At 60.8% G+C, this 1,834-nt stretch carries 2 protein-coding genes; both read right to left on the minus strand.

The features are described from left to right. On the minus strand, positions 1–1,179 hold a 1,179-nt coding region (locus ACPYOM_RS21815), incomplete at its 3' end, for a glycoside hydrolase family 32 protein (RefSeq protein ID WP_481347563.1). 79 nt (positions 1,180–1,258) lie between these two features. After that, positions 1,259–1,834 (minus strand): alpha-amylase family glycosyl hydrolase (locus tag ACPYOM_RS21820; protein ID WP_481347564.1); only part of this gene is annotated, 576 nt, incomplete at its 5' end.

The following is a 1,834-nucleotide window of genomic DNA, read 5'->3' on the forward strand; positions in this document are numbered from 1 at the left end:
GACATACACCGCGCCACGAGAGGGTTCATACCCGACCAGCGTCTGCTCTCCGTCGCCTACCCGGATTCGCAGGCCGAACTCCTTCGCCGTAGACCGCGCAAGATCGAATGTCGCCTCGACCTCATAACTCGAACCCACGTTGAACGCCCGGGGTTGGTCATGGCTGTCCACGACAACCGCCGGCCATTGCATCCGTGGGCCGCGCAGCTGCTCGACCTCGGCGGCTGGTCGAACGCGCAGCCTTGGTCCTTCAGGCGTCGATGCAAGACTCAACTCACGAACAAGGGTGAGTTGGCCGTTGAAGGGAGTGGTGGGCAGATCAAACCTATAGAGCCAGTTGTCGGCCCAAGAGATCATCAACCGCCTGCCGTCGGCGCTCGGCACGTTCTCCCATGTGATCCCCGCGTAGTAGTCCTTGCCCCAGTTTTGCCATAGCACTGCGCTTGGGGGGTCGGCGCTGCGGAACGAGTGCCCATCGAAGTCGCCTACGAAGTACTGCATCCCTGATCCGCCAGCGGGGGCGCCACGATCAATGCTGATAGAGAGCACCCACTTTGTGCCGCTTCCGTCATCGACCGGAAGCTCAAACAGGTCCGGGCACTCCCAAACACCGTCGTGGCATCCGTTCTCGCTGCCCCACGCCGAGGTCGGTGTCCAGGCAAGGAGGTTCTCAGATTGGAAGAACTCAACGTGATCTCCGGCGACGACCACCATGACCCACCTCTGGCTTGGCCCGTGCCACAGCACCTTCGGGTCGCGGAAATCAGGTATGCCAGGGTTCGGCAGTACCGGATTCTCGGCGTACATGGTCCAGGTGAGGCCACGGTCGTTGCTAAAGGCTACGGATTGTGATTGGGTCCCGTCCTGGTGGGCCGCGTGAGTGAAGAAGGCAAGAAATGGCGGGTCGCCGCCGTCGACGCCGAGCCCGCTGGTGTTCCTGACGTCGACGACTGCGGTTCCCGAGTAGATCTGCCCATTGGCATCGGGATAGATCGCCGGCGGCAGATGCTCCCAATGCACGAGGTCGCTGCTCACCGCATGTCCCCAATGAACGACCTCGTGTTGGTTGTACTGATGGAAGAGATGAAAAACCCCGTTGAAGTACACCAGACCGTTTGGGTCGTTGATCATGTTCTTCTCGGCCGTGTAGTGGTAGGCCGGACGGAACACCTCAGCCATTCTCTGTACGGGGGCTCGGCGCACACTGCTCTCCTGCATCGCGGCGTGCGCTTGGACGACAGGCCGTGCATCGCCTGATCTAGTGTTCAATGCGAAGCACCTTGACCTCCCATGGCCGGAGCCACCCGGCCTCGGTGTCAGAGTAGTTCGATAGAAGGGGGCACGTCTCCCACGCCGAGAGCTCACCGACCTCCGCCTTCTCGCTGCTGAGGTTTGCTACGACTCGTATTCGACGGGAACCTAGTCGCCGTTCGAAACAGTAGAGCGACCGGTGATCATCTAGGAGCATCGTGAAGGTGCCGTTGATCAGCGCATCCTCGGTGTGGCGCAGACGAATGAGCGCGCGATAGAAGTGGTACACGGATCTAGGCCCCCGCTTCTGCGCCTCGGCGTTCAGCCAGACGTAGTTGGGGTTGACGGGTAACCAAGGCTTGCCGTCGGTGAAACCAGCGTGCCGACCTGAAGTCCACTGCATCGGCGTCCTGGCGTGGTCCCGGCTCTTGTGACGAAGGACTTGCAGCGCTTCATCCGAAGTCATTCCTCGCTCGTTGATCGCACTCGCGTAGAAGTTGATCGAGTCGACGTCTCGGAACGAGTCTATGGACATCACCGGCATGTTGGTCATGCCCAGTTCCTCACCCTGGTAGATGTAGGG

It is taken from the genome of Monashia sp. HAY1-2A (assembly GCF_056755315.1).